At 67.7% G+C, this 22,794-nt stretch carries 21 protein-coding genes; 6 read left to right on the top strand and 15 right to left on the bottom strand.

Annotated features, from left to right (window positions below):
• Positions 1–8: 8 nt before the first annotated feature.
• The gene (locus tag AC1DOQ_RS23015; protein WP_477369498.1) at positions 9–932 is read right to left on the bottom strand and encodes an ABC transporter ATP-binding protein; all 924 of its coding nucleotides are present in this window, start codon (positions 930–932) and stop codon (positions 9–11) included.
• 209 nt (positions 933–1,141) lie between these two features.
• Between AC1DOQ_RS23015 and AC1DOQ_RS23010 the strand changes: the two genes are divergently transcribed.
• Complete coding sequence (locus AC1DOQ_RS23010) at positions 1,142–1,585, top strand: nuclear transport factor 2 family protein (RefSeq protein WP_477369496.1); 444 nt, start codon at positions 1,142–1,144, stop codon at positions 1,583–1,585.
• A 12-nt stretch (positions 1,586–1,597) separates the two neighbouring features.
• On the opposite strand, the gene AC1DOQ_RS23005 is transcribed toward AC1DOQ_RS23010, so the two are convergent.
• From AC1DOQ_RS23005 to AC1DOQ_RS22995, 3 genes are all read right to left on the bottom strand, one after another.
• Entirely contained in the window at positions 1,598–3,241 is a 1,644-nt protein-coding gene (locus AC1DOQ_RS23005; protein ID WP_477369494.1) for a Na+/H+ antiporter, read from the bottom strand.
• Positions 3,242–3,326: 85 nt separating this feature from the next.
• Positions 3,327–5,582: a hybrid sensor histidine kinase/response regulator gene (locus AC1DOQ_RS23000; protein WP_477369492.1), complete on the bottom strand. Its 2,256-nt coding sequence runs from the start codon at positions 5,580–5,582 to the stop codon at positions 3,327–3,329.
• Complete coding sequence (locus AC1DOQ_RS22995; RefSeq protein WP_477369490.1) at positions 5,582–6,730, bottom strand: pyridoxal phosphate-dependent aminotransferase; 1,149 nt, start codon at positions 6,728–6,730, stop codon at positions 5,582–5,584. The genes AC1DOQ_RS23000 and AC1DOQ_RS22995 overlap by 1 nt, the downstream gene beginning before the upstream one ends.
• A gap of 216 nt (positions 6,731–6,946) precedes the next feature.
• Between AC1DOQ_RS22995 and AC1DOQ_RS22990 the strand changes: the two genes are divergently transcribed.
• On the top strand, positions 6,947–7,285 hold the full coding sequence (locus tag AC1DOQ_RS22990) for a hypothetical protein (RefSeq protein ID WP_477369488.1): 339 nt from the start codon (positions 6,947–6,949) through the stop codon (positions 7,283–7,285).
• Positions 7,286–7,410: 125 nt separating this feature from the next.
• Entirely contained in the window at positions 7,411–8,016 is a 606-nt protein-coding gene (locus AC1DOQ_RS22985) for an isochorismatase family protein (RefSeq protein WP_477369486.1), read from the top strand.
• Positions 8,017–8,140: 124 nt separating this feature from the next.
• Here AC1DOQ_RS22985 and AC1DOQ_RS22980 read toward each other — a convergent pair whose 3' ends face one another.
• Genes AC1DOQ_RS22980 through AC1DOQ_RS22970 form a run of 3 tightly spaced genes read right to left on the bottom strand, consistent with a single transcriptional unit; the run spans position 8,141 to position 12,433 of the window.
• Positions 8,141–9,664, bottom strand: coding sequence for a tetratricopeptide repeat protein (locus AC1DOQ_RS22980; protein WP_477369484.1), 1,524 nt, complete (start codon positions 9,662–9,664; stop codon positions 8,141–8,143).
• Between the two features lies 1 nt (position 9,665).
• On the bottom strand, positions 9,666–11,957 hold the full coding sequence (locus AC1DOQ_RS22975) for a xanthine dehydrogenase family protein molybdopterin-binding subunit (RefSeq protein ID WP_477369482.1): 2,292 nt from the start codon (positions 11,955–11,957) through the stop codon (positions 9,666–9,668).
• The gene (locus tag AC1DOQ_RS22970; protein ID WP_477369480.1) at positions 11,954–12,433 is read right to left on the bottom strand and encodes a (2Fe-2S)-binding protein; all 480 of its coding nucleotides are present in this window, start codon (positions 12,431–12,433) and stop codon (positions 11,954–11,956) included. The genes AC1DOQ_RS22975 and AC1DOQ_RS22970 overlap by 4 nt, the downstream gene beginning before the upstream one ends.
• Positions 12,434–12,535: 102 nt before the next feature.
• On the opposite strand from AC1DOQ_RS22970, the gene AC1DOQ_RS22965 reads away from it, so the two are divergent.
• A complete protein-coding gene (locus tag AC1DOQ_RS22965) occupies positions 12,536–13,378 on the top strand; it encodes a hypothetical protein (protein ID WP_477369478.1) in 843 nt (280 codons plus the stop codon).
• On the opposite strand, the gene AC1DOQ_RS22960 is transcribed toward AC1DOQ_RS22965, so the two are convergent.
• The 8 genes from AC1DOQ_RS22960 to AC1DOQ_RS22925 form a co-directional block, all read right to left on the bottom strand.
• Positions 13,360–14,700, bottom strand: a complete 1,341-nt coding sequence (locus AC1DOQ_RS22960; protein ID WP_477369476.1) for an erythromycin esterase family protein — start codon at positions 14,698–14,700, stop codon at positions 13,360–13,362. The genes AC1DOQ_RS22965 and AC1DOQ_RS22960 overlap by 19 nt on opposite strands.
• A gap of 16 nt (positions 14,701–14,716) precedes the next feature.
• Positions 14,717–15,979, bottom strand: a complete 1,263-nt coding sequence (locus AC1DOQ_RS22955) for an SRPBCC family protein (RefSeq protein WP_477369474.1) — start codon at positions 15,977–15,979, stop codon at positions 14,717–14,719.
• On the bottom strand, positions 15,930–16,670 hold the full coding sequence (locus AC1DOQ_RS22950) for a phosphoribosyltransferase (RefSeq protein WP_477369472.1): 741 nt from the start codon (positions 16,668–16,670) through the stop codon (positions 15,930–15,932). The genes AC1DOQ_RS22955 and AC1DOQ_RS22950 overlap by 50 nt, the downstream gene beginning before the upstream one ends.
• A 30-nt stretch (positions 16,671–16,700) precedes the next feature.
• A complete protein-coding gene (locus AC1DOQ_RS22945) occupies positions 16,701–17,171 on the bottom strand; it encodes an Hsp20/alpha crystallin family protein (protein WP_477369470.1) in 471 nt (156 codons plus the stop codon).
• A 122-nt stretch (positions 17,172–17,293) separates the two neighbouring features.
• Positions 17,294–18,151 carry an S-formylglutathione hydrolase gene (gene fghA / locus AC1DOQ_RS22940; protein ID WP_477369468.1) on the bottom strand — a complete coding sequence of 286 codons (858 nt, stop codon included), beginning with the start codon at positions 18,149–18,151 and terminating at the stop codon, positions 17,294–17,296.
• A 78-nt stretch (positions 18,152–18,229) separates the two neighbouring features.
• On the bottom strand, positions 18,230–18,817 hold the full coding sequence (locus AC1DOQ_RS22935; protein WP_477369466.1) for a chromate transporter: 588 nt from the start codon (positions 18,815–18,817) through the stop codon (positions 18,230–18,232).
• Complete coding sequence (locus AC1DOQ_RS22930) at positions 18,814–19,407, bottom strand: chromate transporter (RefSeq protein WP_477369464.1); 594 nt, start codon at positions 19,405–19,407, stop codon at positions 18,814–18,816. Before AC1DOQ_RS22930 ends, AC1DOQ_RS22935 begins: the two co-directional genes overlap by 4 nt.
• A gap of 54 nt (positions 19,408–19,461) precedes the next feature.
• Positions 19,462–19,632 carry a hypothetical protein gene (locus AC1DOQ_RS22925; protein WP_441934174.1) on the bottom strand — a complete coding sequence of 57 codons (171 nt, stop codon included), beginning with the start codon at positions 19,630–19,632 and terminating at the stop codon, positions 19,462–19,464.
• Between the two features lie 181 nt (positions 19,633–19,813).
• On the opposite strand from AC1DOQ_RS22925, the gene AC1DOQ_RS22920 reads away from it, so the two are divergent.
• Together AC1DOQ_RS22920 and AC1DOQ_RS22915 are read left to right on the top strand one after the other, a co-directional pair.
• Positions 19,814–20,005 (top strand): hypothetical protein, encoded by a 192-nt coding sequence (locus tag AC1DOQ_RS22920; protein WP_477369462.1) that lies wholly within the window; start codon positions 19,814–19,816, stop codon positions 20,003–20,005.
• 395 nt (positions 20,006–20,400) lie between these two features.
• Positions 20,401–22,506 carry an ATP-dependent helicase gene (locus AC1DOQ_RS22915; RefSeq protein WP_477369459.1) on the top strand — a complete coding sequence of 702 codons (2,106 nt, stop codon included), beginning with the start codon at positions 20,401–20,403 and terminating at the stop codon, positions 22,504–22,506.
• Positions 22,507–22,794 lie beyond the last annotated feature (288 nt).

Here is a 22,794-nt window from a genome sequence, read left to right as displayed (position 1 = left end):
GCCGCTCCTTAAGCCGGGACCGCGGCGGCGGGCGAGGCGGCGGCCGGCGCCGATCCGCCGGCCCGGCCGGCGTTGCGGACCTGCAGGAAGTAGACGTCCTCGAGATCCGGCTCGACGCTGGTGAAGCCGTCGTCCGGCTGCGATTCGGCATACACGTTGATCTGCGGGCGGCCGGCAACCAGGCGGGTCGACAGCACGTTGAAGCGTTCCTGGTAGCCGGCCAGCGCTTCCTGGCTGACGGTGCGGCGCCACACGCGGCCCTTGAGGGTGTCGATCGCGGCCTGCGGTTCGCCCTGCAGCAGCACGGTGCCCTTGGCGATCATCGCCATGCGCGGGCAGAGGTCGGTCACGTCTTCGACGATGTGGGTGGAGAGGATGACGACCACCTGCTCGCCGATCCTGGCCAGCAGGTTGAGGAAGCGGTTGCGCTCGTCGGGGTCGAGGCCGGCGGTGGGTTCGTCGACGATCACCAGGCGCGGCGCGCCGAGCAGGGCCTGGGCGATGCCGAAGCGCTGGCGCATGCCGCCGGAATAGGTGCCCAGCAAACGCTTGCGCGCGTCCCACAGATTGGTCTGGTGCAGCAGGGCTTCGACCGCTTCCTTGCGTTCGCCCTTGGCGGTCAGGCCCTTGAGGACGGCGAAGTGGTTCAGCAGCTTCTCGGCGCTGACTTTCGGATAGACGCCGAAGTCCTGGGGCAGGTAGCCCAGCTGGCGCAGCAGGCCTTCCTTGTTCGCGAGGACGTCGAGGCCGTTGAAATGGATGCTTCCGCTATCGGGATCCTGCAAGGTCGCGATGGTGCGCATCAGCGAGGACTTGCCGGCGCCGTTCGGACCGAGCAGGCCGAACATGCCGTTCGGGATCTCGAGACTGACATCGTTGATGGCCTTGACGCCATTGGCATACGTCTTGTTGAGCTGCTTGATGGATAACATCGCGTTTCTCCAGGTTATTAAAATTGTTGCCCTAGAGATAATGTACTGTTAACGAAAAGTAAAGTCAGCATTTTGCGACGAACTGCGGATTCCAGCGTCTGAAATGCTGGCTTGACTTCTCCTGCAAGCGTACTAGGCTGCTTTGATCGACCATCCCCGGCATGACCAGCCGCGATTGCCGTCCGAGGCCGATCCACTGGAGAGACACCATGAACGCCGAAGAAAACAAACAGATGGTCCAGCAGCTGTACCGGATGTTCCAGCAGGGCGACATCCCGGGCATCCTCGCGCATTGCAGCGACGATTCGGACTGGATCAGTCCGGAATCCGAACTGGTTCCCTTCTCGGGACACTTCCACGGCAAGCGGGGACTCGCCGAATTCTTTACCAAGCTGGGCGAGAACATGCAGGCACTCCGCTTCGAACCGCTGGACTTCATCGCGGATGGCGACAAGGTGGTGGCCATGGGCGAATCCAGCTGGCTGGTGAGGTCGACCGGACGCCGCCTCGACTCGCCCTGGGTGCACGTGTTCACGCTCCGCGACGGCCAGATGGTGCGCTGCCAGGCGCTGACCGATACCGCGGCGACCGTGCAGGCCTTCCTGCCCGAACCGGCCGCCCAGGCCTCGCCGAGGCCAGAGTTGCACCACTGAAGCCGGCGGCCTTCAGGCTTCCCGGTAGCGCGCCTCGACCAGGTCGATCTCGCGCAGCAGCTTGCGTGCCGTCTCGTCGGAGATTTCGCCGCGGCGGCCCAGGCGCAGGATGGTGTCGCGCTCGGCGTGCAGGGCGGTGAGCCGGTATTCGCGCTCGGCCTTGCGGCTGGCATGGAAGTCGGGCCGGACCTCGTCGCTGTCGCTCACCTGGATGTCGCGCAGGCGGTTGCGGTACAGGTTGGCCACCATGCCGCAGGCGTTGGCCTGCAGGTTGGCGTCCGGAGCGCCGCTGTGCTTGCGGCCGCTCTCTTCGACCGCCTCCACGGCGGCCACGATGGCGGCGTGGCGGGCCTTGTCTTCTTCCTGTGCGTCCGCGGTCTCGGCCGGCACCTCGAGTCCGCGCAGCAGGCGCGGCAGCATCACGCTGGCCAGCAGCAGCGAGACCAGGATCACGGCGCTTGCCAGCAGGATCGCCAGCTGGCGCCCGGGAAAGGGCGAGCCGTCGGGCAGGGCCAGCGGCAGCGTCATCACGCCGGCCATGGTCAGCGCGCCGCGCACGCCGGCGAACGAGGTCGCGAAGATCAGCCGCTTGCGCGGCTTGTACACCTGGTGCCCGAGGCGGCGCTGGTTCAGGATGGTCAGGCGCAGCGATACCCACACCCACACGAAGCGCAGCAGGATCAGGCCCAGGCTGAGCGCCAGCGCCATCCCTGCCAGCCACCACGGGTTGTAGGGGGCACCGCCGCCGGGCGGGTGCAGGGCCTCGCGCACGATGTCGGGCAACTGTTCGCCGAGCAGCACGAACATCACGCCGTTCAGGCTGAACTGCAGGGCGTCCCAGATGACGTTGCGGCGGATGCGGGTGGACGGCGTGGCCGAGCCGCCGAGTTCAACGTAGCTCATGGTGATGCCGGCCGCCACCGCCGCCAGGATGCCCGAGGCCTCGATGTGTTCCGCCGCCAGGTAGGCGCCGAAGGGCGTCAGCAGGTTGATCAGGATCGGCATGCCCTCGTCTTCGCCGAAGCGCCGCTGCAGGAAGCCGTGGATGCGCGTGATGGCCCAGGTGACCGCGACCCCGGCGCCGATGCCGGCAAGCGCCACCCACAGGAAGGTCAGGCTGGCCTGGGTCGGCGAGAAGGTGCCGGTCATGGCGGCCGCCACGGCGAAGCGGAAGCACACCAGGCCGCTGGCGTCGTTGAGCAGGGACTCGCCCTCGATGATGTGCATCAGGCGCGGCGGCACCGGGATCCTGCGCGTGATTGCCGACACCGCCACCGGATCGGTCGGGGCCACGATGGCCGCCAGCGCGAAGGCGACCGGCAGCGGCAGCTCCGGGATCAGCCAGTGCATCAGGAAGCCGGCGCCCACCACGGTGAACAGCACCAGGCCGAAGGCCAGTTCGAGGATCGTGCCCTTGTCGCGGAACAGGCCGACCTTCGGGATGCGCCAGCCGTCCAGGAACAGCAGCGGCGGCAGGAACAGCAGGAAAAAGAAGTCCGGATCGAGCGCCACGCCGTGGCGGAACACGCCCGAGATCACGGCGCCCAGCGCGATCTGGATCAGCGGCAGGGGAATCGCGAACGGCAGCAGCCGCCCCATCCAGCCACTGGCGACCACGGCGAGCAGCATTGCGAGGACGACTTCGACCGACTCCATCAGGTTCTCCCTATCCGAAAACCCGATGATAAAGGATGCGGCGGCCGAGTGTGGTGTTGCTTTGCGCCGATCAGCTCGACCCGGCTCAGTTCCTGACCTTGGCCTCCGCGGCGGCCGCCAGGATGTCGGACAGCTGGGTCGTATTGACGGGCTTGACGAGGTAGTGGTCGAAGCCGGCCGCCATCGAGGCGTCGCGGTCCTGCTGGCGGCCGTAGCCGGTCATCGCGATCAGGGTCGCGTTGCTGGCCTCGGGCAGCATGCGCAGGCGGCGCGCCAGTTCGTTGCCGTCGAAGTCGGGCAGGCCGATGTCGAGCAGGCAGACTTCCGGCGCCATGGTCCGGGCCAGTTCCAGCGCGTCGCCGGCCGAGTACGCGACCTCGACTTCGTGGCCGGCCGAGTGCAGGAACAGCTGCAGGGTGTGGACGGCGTCGACGTTGTCGTCCACCAGCAGGATGCGCAGCGGGACGGCGCCGCTCTGCGCGCGTTCGCCGGCCGGCTGCGCGGCCGGCACCACGTCCTGGCTGTAGCGCGGCAGGCGCACCGTGAAGGTCGAGCCCTTGCCCGGGCCCGGGCTGTACGCGGACACGCTGCCGCCATGCAGCTCGACCAGGCTCTTGACGAGGGCCAGGCCCAGTCCGAGGCCGCCCTGCGAGCGGTCCGGGGTGCGCTCGGCCTGGGTGAACAGGTCGAACACGCGGTCCACCAGTATCGGGTCCATGCCGATGCCGTCGTCGTGCACCGTCAGCACGTATTCCTCGCCGCCGGCGTCCAGGCGCAGCTGCAGCGAGCCGCCTTCCGGCGTGTACTTGGTCGAATTGTTCAGCAGGTTGGCGATCACCTGCACCAGGCGCTTGTGGTCGCCCTTGACGTGGGCCGGCGCGGGCGGCAGGTCGATCACCAGGCGGTGGCGGCGCGCGGTGATCAAGGGGCGGATCTGCTCGGCGGCGTCGTCGATCACGCGGCGCAGGTCCAGCACCTGGGTCGACAGCGACACCAGGCCGCGCGTGACCCGCGAGACGTCCAGCAGATCGTCGACCAGGCTGGTCATGTGGTCGACCTGGCGCACGATGATCGAGCAGGTCTGGGTGATCTGGGAGTTGTCCGAGTGGAGCAGCTTCAGGAGGTGGGCGCCGGTGCTGATCGGCGCCAGCGGGTTGCGCAGCTCGTGCGCCAGCATTGCCAGGAATTCGTCCTTGCGCTGGTCGGCGGCGCGCAGCTCGCGTTCGGCCAGCGAGCGCGCCGCTTCCTTCTTCTGCAGCGAGGCGGCCATGCGGTCGAGGGCCTGGGCCAGGTTGCCGATCTCCTCGTTGGCGTAGTCGATGCCGGAGCGGGCGTCGAGGTCGCCGGCGGCGATGCGCTCGGCGGTGCCCATCAGCTTGCGCACCCGCTGCACGATCAGGACGTCGCCCACCAGCCAGGCCGCCAGCAGGGCCAGCAGGGTGGTCGCGGCCAGGCCCAGCAGCGACATCAGCTGGTCGTGGCGCGCGGCCGAGGTGATGGTGTCGGTCGGGATGCCGATCGTGACGGTGTAGTCGGTCAGGGCCGGGGCGCCGACGCGGGCGAAGGTATGCAGGCGCTCGACGCCGTCGTCGCCGCGGATGGTCACGGCGCGCTGGCCGGCGGTGGACATCGCCTCCAGCGTCGCGGGCGACAGGCGGGTGCCGAAATAGCGTTCCGGGTCGGGACGGCGCGAGATCACGGTGCCGCGCGCGTCGGCGGTTGCCAGCACCGAGCCGGGCGGCAGGTTGATGTCGTTGATGAAGGTGTCCAGGCCTTCCAGGTCCATCGCCGCGAACACCACGGCCAGGACCTTGCCGGTGCGGTCGATCACCGGATAGGTCAGGTTGATGGTGTGCTTCTTGATCACGCGGCCGAACACGTAGTCGCCGGCGATGAAGCGGCGTTCCGAGATCGCGCGGCGGAAGTGGCTGCGGTCGCCCAGGTTGACCGGGTGGAGCAGGGGCACGGCGGAGCAGGTGACGTCGCCGTTCAGCTGGATCAGGCCGAAGTTGACGAAGCCCTCGTTGCGGTCGAGGACATCCGACAGCAGCGAGGTGCACTTCGCGGTATCGCCCATCAGGTCGGGCACGGACGCGAGGTCGACCAGGATCTGGCGCGCGCCCTCGATCGACTGGGCCTCGTTGGCCGCCGCCATGCCGGTCAGGCGGCGCAGGTTTTCCTCGGACGCCTTGATGGCATGTTGACGCTCGCGGATGCCCGACAGGATCGTCATCACCGCCAGCGGCATCATCGCCAGCGCGACCAGCAACATGAGCCTGCTGCGCAGGCTGTTCAAGCGAAAACGGCCCTGCGCGAAGCTGCGGCCCAACCCAGATGTCATTATCTATTCTTCAAATCGCCGAATTCCACAATCCTGCGAATGCCGTCGCGCAGCGTCGCCACGTCGTCGGAAATGTAGCCGAGGCGGATAAAGCCCGGTACGCCCAGCGCGTCGCCGGGCATGATGGCCACTTTCTTCTCTTCGATCAGGCGCTCCGCGAAGCCGACGGTATCCATCGTCAGGCTGCGCACGTCTCCCCACAGGTACGGACCGGATGCCGGCGCATGCATGACGATCCAGGGGACCTCGGCAAACAGCTTCACCGCCAGGTCGCGCCGCTGGCGGTAGTCCGCCATCATCTCGTGGGGCGCGCCGGTGGCGAAAGCGGCGACGGCCGCCACCTGCGAGAGGTGGGGCGCGGCGGCCGTGATCGGTCCCTGCAGCGTCTGCATCGCGTCGACCACATCGGCCGGGGCCAGCGCGAAGCCGACCCGCCAACCCATCATCGCGTAGCTCTGCGAGGCGGAAAAGATGGTGATCACGCCGATCTTCCGCCAGTCGCACAGCGCGGCCAGGCTGGTGTGCTCGCCTTCGAAGATCAGGTGCTCGTAACTTTCGTCGACGATCACCTTTGCCCCAATACGTTCCACCCAAGCACGAATGTGTTCCAGTTCGTCGCGAGTGTACACCTTGCCGGTCGGATTGTGCGGGTTATTGATGATGACGACCTTCGGGATTTCCAGACTGTCCAGCAACTGCGGGGTAATCGTGTCCGGCAGGTCGACCAGGATGGGGCGCAGGCCCAGCAGCTGGGAGGTGGCGACATAGGCCGGCCAGTGCGGCTTGAAGATCAGCACGCTGTCGCCCGGATCGGCGATCGTGTACAGGGCCTCGTACAGCGCCTGCTTGGCGCCGTTGGTGACGATGATCTCGGAGGCGGAGGCCTCGATGCCGTTTTCCTTGCGCAGCTTGTCCGCCAGCCGGGCGCGCACGTCGAGGGCGCCGACCACGCTGGTATAGGGCATGGTGCGCTCGCATTCGACCGCATGGGCGACCGCGTCCAGCACCGGCCGCGGCGCCGGGAAGTGCGAGATCGCGATCGAGAAATCGATGACCGGCTGACCCTCCGCACGCAAGGCTTCCACCCGCCCATGCATGGCGGTGGTGGCAAGTGGACGGGAGGAAGCGATCCGGGCCGATGTGTGCATTCTTGTCTGTCTCCGTAAGTATTTGAAAAGGCGGGGTTTCTTGCCACTTCTGACTCGAGTGTTGCCTGATTGTACTAGTTTTGAAAAATTGTGACGCACGAGACACACATATAATTTTTTGGCAATTCTTGCGCGCGACCGGCACCGGCGCGAGCGCCGCGCGGCGGCCGTTTCTGGTACGGTGGACCGGACCGAATCATTTGTTGGAGCTAAGCCATGGCTATGGAAAATGTGATTGTGCGGACCTTCATCCACCCGGGCGCCGCCGAAGAGGCGCGCAACGAGCTGCTCGCCGCCGGCATCCCGGCCGACGACGTGGAAGTCACGGTCCGCATCGAGGAAACCGGCCCCGTCCAGGGCAATTTCACGGTGGGCGACGCCCCGTCGGTTACGGGCAAGACCGCCTACAGCCACACCTACGCGCCGGTGGCCCAGGACGACGTGCGCGACTGCCAGATCACGGTGAACGCCGGCGATGCGGCCCAGGCCGCGCGGGCGGCGGCGATCCTGGACCGGCTGGGGGCGCTGGATCCGGATCCGGCGCATCGGCATTAACGCCGTCGTCCCTGCGAAGGCGGGGACCCAAGTTCGGTGCGTACAGCGAACACTGTTCCGGCTGTTCAGCTAAACTTGGATTCCCGCCTTCGCGGGAATGACGTGCGTAAACCAGTGGAATGAATATGAGCGCCATCCATCTTGATAACACCGACGCCCTCTTGATCATCGACCTGCAAGTCGACTTCCTCCCCGGCGGCGCCCTCGGCGTCGCCAGCGGCCACGAAGTCGTCGCGCCGATCAACCACCTGATCGAGCTGTTCCGCGAACAGGGCCTGCCGGTCTATGCCTCGCGCGACTGGCACCCGAACGACCATTGCTCGTTCACGGCCCAGGGCGGACCCTGGCCGCCGCATTGCGTGGCCGGCACGCCGGGCGCGGCATTCACCGCCGAGCTGGCGCTGCCGGACGACGCCATCGTCGTCTCGAAGGCCGACACCGCAGCGGTCGACGCCTATTCGGCCTTTGCCGGCACCGACCTGGCGGCCCAGCTGCGCACGCGCGGCGTCGGCCGTGTCACCGTGTGCGGCCTGGCCACCGATTACTGCGTGCTGAATACCGTGACCGACGCGCTGGAAGAGGGCTTCGACGCCATCGTGGTGCCGGAGGCGATGCGCGCGGTGGACGTCAAGCCGGGCGACGGCACCCGCGCGCTCGACCGCATGGTGGCGCGCGGTGCGGTGCCGGTGCGGCTGGGCGAGTTCGGGATGACGGCGCTGTCGGTGGCCTAACGCCGGTCCCTTGCTGCCTTACTGGCAGCCCGCGATCTTGACGGACGCGATCCGGGTACTCCAGTTGAAGGCGCCGTTGGCCGGCAGGTATTCGCTGGTGTAATTACAGCTGTTTCACAAATGTCTAAACGGCGCGCATGAGGACAAGATGGCCGGCCACGTCGATGCCGTGCTCGCTGCGCAGGGCCGCGTCGGACCTTTCCTCGACCGTGAAGCCGGCCGCGGCGGCCAGCCTGTCGATATAGGCCAGCGAGTGGACGAAGCGGTTCGATGGGGTGATCGCATAAGCGGCGCCGGGCCGCGCCGCGCCATCCATCGCTTCGACCGAGCAGGCGAACAGGCCGCCCTTCGGCAGTACGCGGCGGATAGCGGCGAATACCGGGGCCAGCTCGCCGAAGTAGACGAACACGTCCGCCGCCAGTACCAGTTCGAAGCCTTGTCCCGTGTGCTCGAGGTAGCTCGTGATGTCGGCGGCCGCGAGTTCGTCGTACAGGCCCAGGCTGCGGGCATTGTCGAGCATCTTTTCCGACAGGTCGACGCCCACCAGCCTGCGTGCGAGCGGGCGCAGGTAGGGCGCGCACAAGCCGGTGCCGCAGCCGAGGTCAAGCACGGCGTCGAAGCAGGGAAGCGGCCGGCCGGCGGGCAGGTGGCGCAGCAGCAGCGCGTTCAGCAGTTCCGGCGTCCGGTAGCCCAGCACCTCGACCAGGTGACGGTCGAAGTGGCCGGCATACTGGTCGAACAGGCCCTTCACGTAATCGGCAGGCGCCGAAGCGGGCAGCTGGCCTTCGCCCAGCGCCGCCAGCGCGAAATCGATGCCGGCCGGGTCGGCGCCCAGCTCGCGGGCGCGGCGATAGGCGGCGATCGCCTCGTCGCGCCGGCCCAGCGCGCGCAGCGCGTTGGCGCGGTAGTGCTCGGCCATCGCGTAATCGGGACGACAGCGCAGGGCGTGTTCGTAGCTGTCCAGCGCGCGGGACAGCTCGCCGGACTTCTTCAGGGCCGCGCCGCGTGCGCACCAGATCTCGGCCTGGCGGGCCGGCACCGCGCTTCCCAACGCGGCGTCGTAGGCATCCACGGCTTGCGCGAAGCGGTCGAGCGCCTGCAGGGCGTTGCCCAGTGCCTGCAGCGCGTCCGCATAGCCGGGGCGGGCGGCCAGGGCCTGTTCGGCGCTGGCGGCGGCGTCGCCATGGCGGCCGAGATCGTTGAGGACGATGGCGCGATGGCACCAGGCTTCCGGATAGCCGGCCTGCAGGGCCAGCGCGCGTTCGTAGCTGTCGAGCGCATCGGGCAGGCGGCCGAGGCGGCGCAGGGTATTGCCGCGGTTGTTCCAGGCGAGGGCATAGCGCGGGTCGAGGCGCAGCGCCGTTTCGACGCTCTGGAGCGCGGCCTCGGCCTGGCCCAGGTCCTGCAAGGCGGCGCCGAGGTTGCAGTGGGCGCGCGCCTGCTGGGGATCGATCGCCAAGGCCTGCCGGATCAGCTCGACGGCCTGCGCCGGATTGCCGTGCTGGCGTTCGATGACCCCGCTCAGGTGCAGGGCGTCGAACTGGCGTGGATCGAGCGCCAGCACCTGCCGGTAGAGTTCGCGCGCCTGCTCCAGCCGTCCCTGCTGGTGCAGGGCGACGGCCTGGCGGAGCAGGGCAGCCGCATCCAACTCAGCTCCAGCTCAAGTCGGTCTTGCTGAGCGGGAGTTCGCGCACGCGCTTGCCGGTCGCGGCGAAGATCGCGTTGCAGACGGCCGGCGCCAGCGGCGGGAAGACCGGTTCGCCCAGGCCCGTGACCGGATAGTCGGTCTTCAGGAAGTGGGTTTCGATCCTGGTTGGGGTGTCCGGCATGCGCAGCAGCGGGTAGTCGTGGAAGTTGCTCTGCACGATGCGGCCCTTCTCGAGGTTCAGCGAGGGGTACATCAGCGTGGACAAGCCGTCGATCACCGAGCCCTGCACCTGGTTCTCGGCGCCGGACAGGTTGACGATCTGGGCGCCGATGTCGCTCACCACCACCACGCGGTCCACCTTCAGCTGGCCTTCCTTCGACACCGTGACCTCGGCCACTTCCGCCACATAGCCGCGGTGGCTGAAGTGGAAGGCCACGCCGGCACCCTTGCCGCGCGCGAACTTGCGCTTGCCCCAGCCGGACTTCTCGGCCACGGACGTCAAGACATTGCGCATGCGCGAAACGTTGTAGGGCACGCCGCGTTCGCCGGTGCCGGCCACCATGTCGGCGTCGCCCAGGATCTCGAGGCGGAAGTCGATCGGGTCGCGGCCGGCCGCATGCGCCAGCTCGTCGATGAAGCTGTGGAAGACCCAGGCGAACACGTTCGAGCCCGGCGCGCGCCAGGGTCCCATCGGGATCCGGCATTCGAGCGGGGTCTGCTCCAGCAGGCAGTTGGCGACCCAGCGGCCAGGGAACTCGTCGCCCGACAGGCTGGCGCCGCTGCCCGGCCGCAGCACGCTGCCGGTGGTGCCGTCGCTTTCCTTCTGCTCGACCCGGTTGGCGAAGGTGACGAAGTGATCGTGCCAGGCCACCAGCTTGCCGGCGGCGTCGACGCCGCCGCGCAGGAAGTGGAAGCCGCCGGCGCGGAAATGGTCGTGCTGCAGGTCGTCCTCGCGCATCCAGGTCAGCTTCACCGGCGCCTTGACCTTCTGGGCGATGGCGACCGCGTCGACGATGAAGTCGGACGACAGGCGCCGCCCGAAGCCGCCGCCGCTGCGCGTGATGTGCAGGGTGATCTTCTCTTTCGGGATGTTGAAGGTGCTGGCGACCAGGGCCTGGCCGGCGCCCGGGTTCTGGGTCGGTGCCCACAGTTCCACGCTGCCGTCCTTCGGATCGATGGCGGCGGTGCAGTTCTGCGGCTCCATGCTCGCGTGCGAGATGAAGGGGTAGGTGTAGGCCGCTTCCACGGTGCGGGCGGCGCCGGCCAGCGCGGTCTCGACGTCGCCGTCCTTGCGCATCGTGACCGTGCCCGGCTGTTTCGCCGCAGCCTGGGCCTGGGCCAGGAAGCCCGCCCAGCTGTGGTGCGCGCCTTCGCCTTCGTCCCACTGCACCTGCAATTTCTTGCGCGCGCGGATCGCGTTCCAGGTGCTGTTGGCGACGATCGCCACGCCCGGGCGCAGGCCGTTCAGGTTCTCGGTGCCCTCGACGATGAAGGCATCCTTCACGCCCGGCATGGCCTTGATGGCGGCCAGGTTGGCGGACCTTGGTGCGCCGCCCAGCACCGGGCATTTCACGTACACGGCGTACAGCATGCCGGGCAGCTGGACGTCGATGCCGAACAGCGGCTTGCCGGCCACGACCTTGTCGTTGTCGACGCCGCCGATGCGGGTGCCGAGCAGGCGGTAAGTCGCCGGATCCTTGAGCTGGACGCCTTTCGCATCCGGCACCGGCAGCGCGGCGGCGGTCTTGACCAGCTGGCCGTAGCCGAGGCGGCGCTTCGATGCATCGTGCAGCACGGCGCCGCGTTCGGCGCGGCACTCGCCGGCCGGCACGCCCCAGGTCTGGGCGGCGGCCTGGACCAGCATGGTGCGCGCGGTGGCGCCCAGGCGGTGGAAGTTCTCGTAATTGGTCGGGGTCGAGGTCGAGCCGCCGGCGCCCTGCGGACCATAGGCCGGGTTCAGGTCGCCCTGGACCACGCGCACGTCCTTCCAATCGACTTCCAGCTCTTCGGCGATCACCATCGGCAGCGAGGTCTTGATGCCCTGGCCGATTTCCGGCTGCTTGGACACCAGGGTCACGACGCCGTCCTGGGCGATGCGGATGAAGACGTTCGGCGAAAACTCGGACGACTGCGCGGTGGCGGCCCCGGCCTGGCCCTGGGCGAGGGCGGCGATGGTGCCGCCGCCATACAGGCCGAGGGCCAGCAGCGAGCCGCCGGCGGCGGACTGGCGCAGGAAGCTGCGACGCGAAGCGGAAACGGGAGCGGATGTCAGTTCGTCTTGGCGGGCGCTCATTTCTTGCCCTTTCCGGTGGATGCGATCTCGGCGGCGCGGTGGATGCCGGCGCGGATGCGGACATAGGTGGCGCAGCGGCACAGGTTGCCGGCCATGGCGTCGTCGATCTGGGCGTCGGTCGGGCGCGGATGCTGCTTGAGCAGGGCGCAGGCGCTCATGATCTGGCCGGACTGGCAGTAGCCGCACTGGGGCACGTCGAGTTCCTGCCAGGCCTGCTGCAGCGGGTGGGCGGCGTTCGCGTCCAGTCCCTCGATGGTCGTGATCTTGCGCTTGCCGATGCCGGACACCGGCAGCTGGCAGGCGCGCGCCGGCTGGCCGTCCACGTGGACGGTGCAGGCGCCGCAGGCGCCGACGCCGCAGCCGTACTTGGTGCCGACCAGGCCCATGGTATCGCGCAGGGCCCACAGCAGCGGCGTATCCGCTTCGACGTCCACGGTCTGCGCCTTGCCGTTGACGCTCAAGGTGTATTTACTCATGTCTTCCGTTTCCGAGTTGCCAGAACATAACGACGCACATCCTAAACCAAAGCGGGGCGTCGAGACCAAGGTTTTATTACACACGGCGTTTTGCAGGCTAAGATGATGCCATTTCGATACGCCGGCGGGCTGTCCGGACAAGGGGAAGCGATGATCGAATTGAATCCGGACGTGGTCCGGGCAATCGCCGCCAGGCAGGAAGGGCGTCCTGGCGACACGCTGGCGATCCTGATCGGACTGTTTGCCCGCGTCTGCAAGGATGAAGCCTTCGCCGGCAAGAACATGTTCATCGTGATGTTCGAGTGGGAAATGCTGGCCGGGGAGTACGCGCCGGCGCGCGATGCCCTGGCCCGCGCGCGCGACGCCCAGGCCCGGCAGCTGCTGGACGGCGACAATACGTTCCGCTCGGGCCGCGGCTATCCCGGCACGCGTTTCCAGCTGATTGCCGGCATCAACAAGACGCTGGCGGATCCGCAGTCGACCGTCGACCTGTTCGTGCACATGGAAGGCGCGATGCCGGAGGATGCGCGGCAGGCGGCCTGGACGGCCTTGCCGGCAATGGTGGCGGCCGGCGACTTCGAACGCGCCGAGCGCTACCTACCCGATCCCCTGGCGCGTATCGGCGACCTGAACGCACTGGCGGCGAGCCTGCCGCTGTTCCCGCCGCTGGGCGCCGCGCCGCGGCTGGCGGCCGAGCTGGCCAATGCGATGAAGGACGTCTGGCTATGCGCCGCGACCTTCGAGGGACTGGAGCGAGCCGTCGAGGCGGCGGCCTTGCGCTCGGCGGCGCTGGACGGCATCGAGCCTGACGATATGCGTGCGCTGGCCGCGCGCGAGCTGGCCGAACCGGGGACGATCTTCCGCGAGATCGGCGAGCACCGGGAGGCGCTGGAGGCGCGCGCCGGCCGCCTCCAGCTCGTACCGAATCAGAATCCGCCCGGATAGGTTTCCGGCGGCTCTTCCGAATGCCAGCCGCCGCCCGGATCGAGGGGCGTGACGGCCGTGGTGCGGTCGATGTGGATCACGGCGTCGAACTGGACCGCCATCTGGGCCGAGAAGTAATGGCTCTGGCGTTCCGTGCGCGGCAGGTAGATGACGCCGATCGCCCGTTCCAGGCGGCGCTGCATCAGGGCTTCGCGGGCCGGGCTGTCGCCCGCATTGTTGCCGCTGAGCGGCAGCAGAAAGCGTTCGATGCCGGTCTCGTGCAGCAATTCCTCATAGCTGCCGGGCATGCCGGGACGCACCCGCTTGTGTTCGGCCGGGCCATCCCATTCCGAGGCCGCCGTGACGAAGCCTTCGTAGGTCGAAAAGCCGATCAAGCGTGTCTGGCCATCGTAGGCCTTGCGCGCCAGTTCGCCGACATTCCACTCGCCCAGTTGGCCGACCTCGGTGGCGCGGGCATCGCCGATGTGGGAGTTGTGCTCCCACACGACGATCCTGGCCGGCTCGCCGTGCCGCGACAGGTGCTGGGCAAGGGCTTCCAGGGTCTCGGCCATGTGACTGTCGCGCAGGTTCCAGGACGAGACGCGGCCGCGGAACATGGTCCGGTAGTATTCCTCGGCATTCTTCACCAGGCGCGCATTCTGCTGGGCGTAGAAGAAGCCGTCCTCGCTGCCGTCCCTTTGCGAGTATTCGTAGGCGCGCCGCTGCATCTGGTTCAGTTGCTCGATCACGCCTTCCTCGCAGGAGGCCGACAGGTCCAGGTTGGCCGAGTAGCCGTAGTGCTGGCTGTCCTCGTAATAATGGTCGAAGCAGGCGTAGCGTTCGCGCGCGATCTTCGCGGCCTGCGGATCGACCTTGTCAAGATAGGCCAGCACTTCGCGCAGCGAGGTGAACAGGCTGTACAGGTCGAGGCCGTAGAAACCGACCGCCTTGCCGCCGGCCTGTTTCGCATTGTGCTCGCGCAGCCAGTCGACGAAGGCGGAGACGTCGGTATTCCGCCACATCCAGCTCGGAAAGCGTTCGAAGCCGGACAGGGCGGCGTCGGCGTCGGCGTCGTCACTCTGGCCGCGCACGTAGCGGTTGACCCGGTAGGCATCCGGCCAGTCGGCCTCGACCGCCACGGCATGGAAGCCTTTTTCCTCGATCAGCCGTTGCGTGATGCGCGCACGCTCTTCGTAGAACTCGTGGGTGCCGTGCGTGGCTTCGCCCAGCAGCACGAAGCGGGCGTCGCCCACCAGGTCGAGCAGTTCATCGTAGTCGCGCCGGCCGCCACCCAGGGGGATGGCGGCGGCGCGGATGGCGGCAACGGGGTCGAGGCTGGCCATGATGCCAGGTTCCGCTTCAGTGCAGCAGGCGGCTCATCCAGCCGGACTGCGCGGCTTCGCGCGGCATCGAACCACGCTCGATGAAGGCCTTCATGCGCGCCAGGTCCTCGTCCATCTGGGACTTCGGATCGGCGCCCAGCAGCAAGGCCAGGCCGTGGCCGATGGCGCCGGCCGGCGGCGTATAGGACATGCGGATGGTGACCAGGGTGCCGCCGCGGTGGCGCTCGAACTGGATCGAGCCGGTCTGCGGGATCTCGGCGCCCGGTTCGCTGCGCCAGGCCAGGCGGTTCGGACGGTTCTGCTCGGTCAGGACGGAATTCCACTGGAACTCGGAACCGCCCGGGCCCTTCACGATCCAGTGCGAACGGCGACGGCCGAGGTCGCGCACTTCGACGACGTGGGACATGAAGCGCGGGAAGTTCTCGTAATTCGCAAATTGCTGGTAGACCTCGTCCGGCGACGCGTCGATGTGGACGGTCTTCTCGAAGTCGATGGTCTGGTCCATGCCCAGGCTCAAGCCCTTGGCCATGCCGAGACCGGCGGCGCCGCGGCTTGCCAGGCTGCGCAGCGGCTGGTTGGCGACGCCGCGCGCCAGCAGGGCGGCGCCGGCCAGGCCCAGCACGGCGGTCAGCGGCGAGCGGCGCATCAGGCCCATCAGGGCCAGCAGGCCGCCGCCGACCAGGGCGGTGTTGCGCATCGCCGGGTTCCAGGCGCCTTCGCTGTCGCCGCGCACTTCCTCGGCCACGCGCTTGCCGAGGCGGCCGGCGGTCTTGCGGGTGTCGTCATAGAAATCGGCGACGCTGTCGGCGGCGCGGCTGACCGCGCTGCGGGCGCTGGCGTAGCCGTCGCTGTCCCTGGCCTGGCTGACTCCGCTCCTGGCTTTCGAGATCGTGTCGTCGGCCAGGTCGCCGGCGGCGCTGGATGCGCGGGCCATGACGTCCTTCGCCTTCGAGACGGTGTCGTCGATCATGTCGCCGGCCGCGCTTTTCACGCGCGAGATCGTCGAACCGATGCTGCCGTCCGGCCTGGCCGAGTCCATCAGCCCGTCGGCGGCGGCGCCCATGCGGCTGCCGCTGCCGTGCCAGACATTGCCGATGGCGCCGGACGTGCGTGAGCCGACGTTGCGCACGGCGGCGGCCGACTGCGCGCGGCGTGCGCTGCCGCGGTCGGGGTCGAGCATGTACATCAACAGGGCGCCGGCGGCGGCGCCGCCCAGCCATTTGGCAAGTTCAAGCCCGGTGTCCGTCGTCGTCGTGCTTTGCGTCGGCAGTCTTTGCATGATGTTCGTCCTCCATTGGTTGTTGTCGGTCGGCCGTCCGCGCATGCCAGGCGGCGGCCAGCAGATCCTGTACTTCCTCGTCGCTGGTCTGGTCGAAGGCCTCGTACCACTGGCCCACGGAGCGGAACAGCGGCGGCGCCGACAGGCAGACCAGCAGGTCGACCTCGCCCTCGAGCGCCGCCAGGGTTTGCGGCGGCGCCACCGGCACCGCCAGCACCAGCTTCGCCGGCTGCAAGCTGCGCGCCACGCGGATCGCCGCCAGCATGGTCGAACCGGTGGCAACGCCATCGTCGACCAGGATCGCGGTCCGCCCGGCCAGCGCCAGCGGCTTGCGGGCGCCACGGTAGGCACGCTCGCGCCGCTGCAGTTCGGCCAGTTCGCGCGCGGTAACGGCCTCGACCTGTTCGGCGCTCACGCCCAGCAGGCCAGGCACGCCCGGCTGCAGCACCCGTACGCCACCGCTGCCGACCGCGCCCATCGCGTATTCCTCGTGCCCGGGCATGCCCAGCTTGCGTACGAGAAGGATATCGAGTTCGATGCCGAGCCGCTGTGCGATAGCGAACCCAACTGGCACTCCGCCGCGCGGCAGCGCCAGCACGACCGCGTCCGCGCGCCCCGCATATTCACGCAGCTCGCGGGCCAGCAGCTTGCCGGCCTGTCTGCGGTCCTTGAAGTGGCGAAACTCGGTCATGCTGTGCTGCGCCTCCTGGCTGCGGCGGGCCTACTGGATGGTCAGCCGCTTTGCCGCGCCACCCTGTTTCTTGGGCAGCGTGAGCATGAGGATGCCATTCTCGAGCCGTGCTTCGGCGCCGGCATCGTCGACCTCGGAAGGCAGCGTGAAGCTGCGCTGGTACCTGCGTGTCGAACGTTCAGAATACACCACCTGTTCGCCCTCACGCTGTTCGTTTGCCTGCTGGCATTCCCCCTCGATCGTGACGCGCTGGCCGTCGATCGAGACCTTCAGATCTTCCTTCTTGACGCCCGGCAGCTCGGCCTTTACTTCGAAGGCTTTCTCGTGTTCGCTGACGTCGAGGCGCGGCATGGCGAGGCCGTCGTCGGCCCAGCGCCCGCCCTGGGCCAGGGGCGCGAAGAAATCCTGGAACATGCTCTCGACCATGCGGCCGAACTGGTCTTCCATGGGGCCGCCGCGCAGGGTGGACAGCGGGCTATTGTTTCTACGGATGAGATTCATGATGACCTCCATTACAAATGGATGCACCATCATTTATAGGGCGGCCGGAAACCGATTTCAAGGGCCGCACAAGCAGGTTTGATGCCCGCCAGCCGGCGGGCGTGTGGAGGGAATTTTGGGACTCAGGCCAGGTTGCGGCGGTGGAAGCGCAAATGGTCTTCGACGAAGCTCGAGATGAAGTAATAGCCGTGGTCGTAGCCGGGGTGGCGGCGCAGTTCGAGCGGCTGGCCGGCGGCGCGGCAGGCTTCCTCGAAGGCTTCCGGATACAGCTGCTCCGCGAGGAATTTGTCGGCCAGGCCCTGGTCGACCAGGATGCCGTCCGGGAATACCGCACGGCCGGCATCCTTCACCAGCTCGCTCGCATCGTGGGCGCGCCAGGCCGCCTGGTCCGGGCCGAGATAGCCGCCGAAGGCCTTCTGGCCCCAGGGACAGCGGGTCGGCGCGGCGATCGGCGCGAAGGCCGAGACCGAGCGGAACAGGTCCGGATGGCGCAGTGCCAGGGTCAGCGCGCCGTGCCCGCCCATCGAGTGACCGAAGATGCCGACCCGGCCCGCGTCCGCCGGCAGGGTGGCCAGCACCAGTTCGCGCAGCTCGAGGATGTAGCTCTCCATGCGGTAGTGGCGGGCCCAGGGCGCGGCGCTGGCGTCGAGATAGAAGCCGGCGCCCACGCCGAAGTCCCAGCTGTCGGTCTCGCCGGGAACGCCGGCGCCGCGCGGGCTGGTGTCGGGCGCGACCAGGATCAGGCCGAGCTCGGCGGCGACGCGCTGGGCGCCGGCCTTGATCATGAAGGTTTCTTCGGTGCAGGTCAGGCCGGCCAGGTAGAACAGCACCGGCAGCTTCCCGCCTTCGGCCCCGGGCGGCAGGTAGACGGAGAAGCGCATCGGCAGGCCGATGGCTTTGGCGTCGTGCTGGTAGAAGCGCTGCACGCCGCCGAAGCAGGCGTGTTCGCTGAGTACATTAGCTTGGGCAAGATCGGTCATCGTCTTTTCATCGATAGGTGAACAATAGTGCAAGTATGCCTGCTGCGCGGCGGTCTTGCACTGGATGGAAGCAGGCATTCAGACGATGCCGAGCGCGCCGAGCAGGGCGCCGGCCGCCAGCACCCACAGCAGGTGCAGCCGGGTACGCCAGATCACGGCGCCGGCGGCGATCGAAAGCAGCCACAGCCGCCATTGTCCGCCGCCGGCCGAGCTGCCGAGGATCCAGGCGGTCGACAGCAGCAGGGCGATCACCACCGGCGCCATGCCCTGCTTGAAGGCGCGCACGGCGCGCAGGTCGCGGTTGCGGTGGCCCCAGCGCGCCGCGCTGTAGGTGATGATGGTCGAGGGCGTCATGATGCCGACCATGCAGACCAGCACGCCGAACAGGGCGGCGCCGACGCTGCCGGCGTTGAGGCCGACGTGCCAGCCCATCAGCGCCACGAACAGCACGTTGGGGCCGGGCGCGGCCTGGGCCAGGGCGATCGCGGCATTGAACTGGTCCTGGGTCAGCCAGTGGTGCTGCTCGACCAGGAAACGGTGCATCTCGGACGAGGTCGAGATCGCGCCGCCGATCGACATCGTCGACAGCAGCAGGAAGTGGCCGAACAGGTTCAGCCAGTCGGACCAGGCCAGCGCCAGGTGGACGGTCTCGTGCGCCGGGCTCATGATGCCAGGCGGCGCCAGGTGAGGACGCAGCCGAGGCCGCCCAGCCCCAGCAGCACGTACGGCAGCGGGCATTTCAGCAGCGCCACCAGCACGAAGCCGAGGGCGGCGATGGCCATGCACCAGGACCTCGGCAGCGGGCTGCGCTCGAGGGCGGCGGCCAGGCGCAGGCCGGCGACGCCGATCAGGCCGGCCGAGACCGCCGCCATGCCACGCAGGGCGCCGGCCACTTGCGGGCTGTCGGCAAAGCGGTCGTGCAGCACCGCCAGGGTGAGCACCAGCACCAGCGGCAGGGCCAGCAGCCCGGCGAGGGCGGTCATGGCGCCGGGCAGGCCGAAATAGCGGCCGCCGATCATCAGCGACAGGTTGACCACGTTCGGGCCCGGCATGATCTGGGCGACGGCCCAGTCTTCGATGAATTCTTCCTGGGTCAGCCAGCGCTTGCGCTCGACCAGTTCGCGCTGGACGACGGCGAGCACGCCGCCGAAACCCTGCAAGGCCAGCAGCGTGAAGGAGATGAAGAGGTCGGACAGGGATTGCGGGCGGGGCGGGGAGCCGGGCGCCCCCGGCAGCGGATGCGGCGAGGTGGTCATGCCTGGATTATCGCGCTGCGCCCACCCTCCTGTCCATGCGTCAATGGCTGAGGTCTAGCCGCCGCCGATGCCGCGCATCACGCGGCCGGAACCTTCGCATTCCGGGCAGATCTTGCCGTCGGCCAGCTTGCCGCTGCCGCCGCAGGTCTCGCACAGGTCCTCGCCCGCGCCCGGAGTGCCCGGTTCGGCTTCGTCGCCCGGTTTCAGGTCTGGATCGGGAGTCATGGTCATGGGGTCCTCGCTGGTGATGGTTGACGAGGCCATTCTAGGCCGTGCGGCCCGGCGGCGGCGCACACTGCGTGTCATCGGCCTGTCATTTGCGGCTGCGATATTTCTCCTTGACTTGGCATTAAGCTGGCCGATACTGCATCTGCGGCAAGCGGCCGCGATTCGACTTGGAGATGCAATGGAGCAAACTATCCTGACCCAGCGCCTGGATCTGCAGCGCAGCGGCATCGTCGATCTCGGCCTTGCCGTGCAATCACGCGACGGCACGATCTCGGCCGTGGAATTCCTGCGCTCGCGGGACATCGATCCCGCCGTCATCGAAAGAGTGCTGGGCGAGCCGGAACGCCGTCGCCCGCCCTCGAGCACCTAACAAAACCTCCATGGCCGCGTTGCATCGTCTCGCCGTACTAGCGTACTGTCTTCGACGATGCGCCTTGCCCTGAAGTTTTTCTTAGGTGCTCTAAGTGTTTCTTGCGGGTCGTGGTTATGCACAAATTTTTCTGCAATGCATCTTGCAAAAATATTTGAATCGTGCGCCACTTGACACCGTAAACCCTTGATTTTGCGTGCTTCACAGGCTGCACGCACAATGGGCAAGTTGTTGAAAGCCGCATCATTCCTTGCTTCCGCCATGTCAAGGGGGTGCTTTTCCACATGGTTATGCACAGATTTTGTGGATATCTGAACAAGCCTGGCCAGCGTATGGGACTTGCCTAACTCTACTGGATAAATGTACAGTTCTGGCATCTCCAGACCTGTCGCATTATGCCCGATACCGCCGACCCCAGCGTTTCCGAACCCGCGCTGCATGAACCGCTGCCCGACCCTTATGCGTCCCTGAATCCGGAACAGCGCGCGGCCGTCGAGCACGACGTCGGCGCGCCGATGCCGCGGCCGCTGCTGGTCGTTGCCGGCGCCGGCTCGGGCAAGACGAATACGCTGGCCCACCGCGTGGCCCGGCTGATCCAGTCCGGCGCCGACCCGCAGCGCATCCTGCTGCTGACCTTTTCGCGGCGTGCCGCCAACGAGATGGTGCAGCGCGCCGGCGGCGTCCTGCAGCGCATTTTCGGCACCTCGGCCCAGGCGGTGGCCGGCTTGCCCTGGGCCGGCACCTTCCACAGCATCGGCGCGCGCCTGCTGCGCGAGTACGCCGGCCGCATCGGGCTGGAGTCCTCCTTCACCATCCACGACCGCGGCGATTCCGAAGACCTGATGGGCATGGTGCGCCAGGATATCGGCTTGACGGGAGGGCAGAAGCGGTTTCCCTTGAAAGCTACGTGCCTGGCCATCTATTCGCGCGTGGTGAACAGCCAGGACGCGCTCGGCGAGGTGCTACAGTCGACCTTCCCCTGGTGCAGCGAATGGGAAGAGCAGCTGAAGCGCCTGTTCGGCGCCTATGTCGACGCCAAGCAGGAGCAGAACGTGCTCGACTACGACGACCTGTTGCTGTTCTGGTCCGAGATGGCGTCCGACCCGGAACTCGGGCCGGAGCTGGGTGCGCTGTTCGACCACGTGCTGGTCGACGAATACCAGGACACCAACCGCCTGCAGGCCGCCATCCTCCAGGGCATGAAGCCGGACGGGCAGGGCGTGATGGTGGTCGGCGACGACGCCCAATCGATCTACTCGTTCCGCGGGGCGACGGTGCGCAACATCCTCGACTTCCCGCAAGCCTTCTCGCAGCCGGCCCGCGTCCTCACCCTCGACCGCAACTACCGCTCGACGCAGCCGATCCTGGATGCCTCGAACGCCGTGATCGCCGCCGCGCTGGAGCGCCATGCGAAGACGCTGTGGACGGACAAGGCATCGACGGCCAGGCCGCAGCTGGTGCTGATCCCGGACGAGGCCGAGCAGGCGCGCTGGGTCTGCAACCGCGTGCTGGAACAGCGTGAAGCCGGCACCAGGCTGACCCAGCAGGCGGTGCTGTTCCGCGCCGCCAGCCACAGCGCCGCCTTGGAGCTGGAACTGGTGCGCCGTAACATCCCCTTCGTGAAGTTCGGCGGCCTGAAATTCCTGGAGGCGGCCCATATCAAGGACATCCTCGCGGTGCTGCGCTTCGCCCAGAACCCTGCCGGACGCCTGGCCGGCTTCCGCGTCGCCCAGCTGATTCCCGGCATCGGCCCGGCCACCGCGGCGCGCCTGCTGGATGCGGTGGGCGAAGCCGCCGATCCCCTGGCCGCCGTGGAAGCCTTCGATGCGCCGGCGCGCGCCCAGGGCGACTGGGATCCCTTCGTGGCCCTGTTCCGCAGCCTGCGGACGCCCGGGTTGCGCTGGCCGATGGACATCGAGCTGGTGCGCAGCTGGTACCAGCCCCACCTGGAGCGCCTGCATGACGACGCCCCGGTACGGGCGGCCGATCTCGAGCAGCTGGTGGCGCTGGCCGGCGGCTACGGCTCGCGCGAGACCTTCCTGACCGAGCTGACCCTCGATCCGCCGGAAGCGACCAGCGACCGCGCCGGCCCGCCGCTGCTGGACGAGGACTACCTGATCCTGTCGACCATCCACTCGGCCAAGGGCCAGGAGTGGAAGTCGGTGCACGTGCTGAACGTGGTCGACGGCTGCATCCCGTCCGACATGGCCACCGGCAGCGGCGACGACATCGAGGAGGAGCGCCGCCTGCTGTATGTGGCGATGACGCGCGCCAAGGAGCAGCTGCACCTGGTGGTGCCGAACCGCTTCTTCATCAAGCAGCAGGCGCAGATGGGCGACCGGCATGTCTACGCCCAGCGCACCCGCTTCATCAGCCCGGCGATGCTGAAGCATTACGAGGAATGCGTATGGGTCAACGCCGAGACGCCGCACAGCCGCAAACCGATGCCGGACGAGGTGAGGATGCTGGTACGCGAGCGGGCGCGAGATCGCTGGAAATAAGGTGGAAATGCGGCGCTTTTCAGGGGAGTCCGGGTGAGTTATCCCCCGTGTCCTACCCTTGTAGGAATTTGCCGCATAGCCATGTCTTATATAAAACCGAGGCTAAGCTAAGTCCTTGATTTTACGGGCCTAAGATTTTGCCTGTTGAACGGGCAATTTGTTGAAACCCGCATCAATACTGCGCTCCCGGCTTGTCAAGAGGCGCTTGTCCACAACCTTATCCACATTTCCTGTGGATATGAAAATAAAGGCTGTGGAATCAAGCATTTAGGCCCCGAACTTGAGAAA

Source organism: Massilia sp. 01N417, assembly GCF_056399645.1.
The sequence above is the reverse complement of the archived record's forward strand: the minus strand, read 5'-3'. Positions and strand labels throughout refer to the sequence as shown.

Excerpts from the sequence above, each read along its gene's own strand:
- AC1DOQ_RS22955 (WP_477369474.1), bottom strand. The coding sequence starts at position 15,979 with ATGCAAAGACTGCCGACGCAAAGCACGACGACGACGGACACCGGGCTT.
- AC1DOQ_RS22935 (WP_477369466.1), bottom strand. The coding sequence starts at position 18,817 with ATGAGCCCGGCGCACGAGACCGTCCACCTGGCGCTGGCCTGGTCCGAC.
- AC1DOQ_RS22915 (WP_477369459.1), top strand. The coding sequence starts at position 20,401 with ATGCCCGATACCGCCGACCCCAGCGTTTCCGAACCCGCGCTGCATGAA.
- AC1DOQ_RS22960 (WP_477369476.1), bottom strand. The coding sequence starts at position 14,700 with ATGGCCAGCCTCGACCCCGTTGCCGCCATCCGCGCCGCCGCCATCCCC.
- AC1DOQ_RS22925 (WP_441934174.1), bottom strand. The coding sequence starts at position 19,632 with ATGACTCCCGATCCAGACCTGAAACCGGGCGACGAAGCCGAACCGGGC.
- AC1DOQ_RS23015 (WP_477369498.1), bottom strand. The coding sequence starts at position 932 with ATGTTATCCATCAAGCAGCTCAACAAGACGTATGCCAATGGCGTCAAG.
- AC1DOQ_RS23005 (WP_477369494.1), bottom strand. The coding sequence starts at position 3,241 with ATGGAGTCGGTCGAAGTCGTCCTCGCAATGCTGCTCGCCGTGGTCGCC.
- AC1DOQ_RS22995 (WP_477369490.1), bottom strand. The coding sequence starts at position 6,730 with ATGCACACATCGGCCCGGATCGCTTCCTCCCGTCCACTTGCCACCACC.
- AC1DOQ_RS22950 (WP_477369472.1), bottom strand. The coding sequence starts at position 16,670 with ATGACCGAGTTTCGCCACTTCAAGGACCGCAGACAGGCCGGCAAGCTG.
- AC1DOQ_RS22985 (WP_477369486.1), top strand. The coding sequence starts at position 7,411 with ATGAGCGCCATCCATCTTGATAACACCGACGCCCTCTTGATCATCGAC.
- AC1DOQ_RS22930 (WP_477369464.1), bottom strand. The coding sequence starts at position 19,407 with ATGACCACCTCGCCGCATCCGCTGCCGGGGGCGCCCGGCTCCCCGCCC.
- AC1DOQ_RS22990 (WP_477369488.1), top strand. The coding sequence starts at position 6,947 with ATGGCTATGGAAAATGTGATTGTGCGGACCTTCATCCACCCGGGCGCC.
- AC1DOQ_RS22920 (WP_477369462.1), top strand. The coding sequence starts at position 19,814 with ATGGAGCAAACTATCCTGACCCAGCGCCTGGATCTGCAGCGCAGCGGC.
- AC1DOQ_RS22965 (WP_477369478.1), top strand. The coding sequence starts at position 12,536 with ATGATGCCATTTCGATACGCCGGCGGGCTGTCCGGACAAGGGGAAGCG.
- AC1DOQ_RS22945 (WP_477369470.1), bottom strand. The coding sequence starts at position 17,171 with ATGAATCTCATCCGTAGAAACAATAGCCCGCTGTCCACCCTGCGCGGC.
- AC1DOQ_RS23000 (WP_477369492.1), bottom strand. The coding sequence starts at position 5,582 with ATGACATCTGGGTTGGGCCGCAGCTTCGCGCAGGGCCGTTTTCGCTTG.
- AC1DOQ_RS23010 (WP_477369496.1), top strand. The coding sequence starts at position 1,142 with ATGAACGCCGAAGAAAACAAACAGATGGTCCAGCAGCTGTACCGGATG.
- AC1DOQ_RS22975 (WP_477369482.1), bottom strand. The coding sequence starts at position 11,957 with ATGAGCGCCCGCCAAGACGAACTGACATCCGCTCCCGTTTCCGCTTCG.
- AC1DOQ_RS22970 (WP_477369480.1), bottom strand. The coding sequence starts at position 12,433 with ATGAGTAAATACACCTTGAGCGTCAACGGCAAGGCGCAGACCGTGGAC.
- fghA (WP_477369468.1), bottom strand. The coding sequence starts at position 18,151 with ATGACCGATCTTGCCCAAGCTAATGTACTCAGCGAACACGCCTGCTTC.